This is a genomic window from Methylobacter sp. BlB1, assembly GCF_015476545.1.
GTDB lineage: Bacteria > Pseudomonadota > Gammaproteobacteria > Methylococcales > Methylomonadaceae > Methylobacter.
Window position 1 is genome coordinate 1 of the sequence record NZ_JADMKV010000217.1, and the last position, 634, is coordinate 634.

Below are 634 nucleotides of genomic sequence, written 5' to 3' on the forward strand. Positions count from 1 at the left end.
CGCGCCCGCACGACGGGGCGCCCGCTCCAGTCGGTGGTGTAGACGAAGCCGTCGGCGCCGTCGACCGCCCAGCCGTCGGCCACCGCCCGGCCGAAGAGGACCCGCCCGGCCTCGATCAGGGTGTCGTCCGGATCGCCGACCAGGGCACGCGTCGCCAGCAGGAGGCGGGACCACTCCAGACCGTGGCCGACGGTGGCGCCGTACGGCCGGAAGGGGTCGTCGGGGCGGTCGGCGTGGTGCTCCAGCAGCGGGCGCCAGGAGGCGTCGTGGTGCTCGGGCAGACGCCCCTCGTGGCGGTGCGCCCAGCCGGCCACCCGGTGGGCGATGCGTCGTGCGCGGTCGCGCTGGAGCGCCGCCGCCTCACCGGTCAGCGCCTCGCTCGCGGCGAGCAGGGCCTCGAGGGCGTGCATGGTGGCGTTGAGGCCGCGGTAGTCCTCCGGGGTGGACCAGGCGCGGTCGAACTCCTCCCGCGGCAGCCCGACCGGCTCCTCCCAGAAGCGCTCGAAGGCGGCGAGCGCGTCGGCGAGCAGCTCCTCGCCACCGGGCACCCCGGCCAGGGTCGCCGAGGCACCGGCGAGCACCACGAAGGCGTGGCCGTAGGCCTGCTTGCGATCGTCGGTCGGCCCGGAGCCTG

At 76.8% G+C, this 634-nt stretch carries 1 protein-coding gene; it reads right to left on the reverse strand.

Annotation, left to right across the window (positions count from 1 at the left end; translation table 11 throughout):
- Positions 1 to 634: AGE family epimerase/isomerase (locus tag IT781_RS22105; RefSeq protein WP_194972318.1), on the reverse strand; the 634-nt coding region annotated here is incomplete at both ends.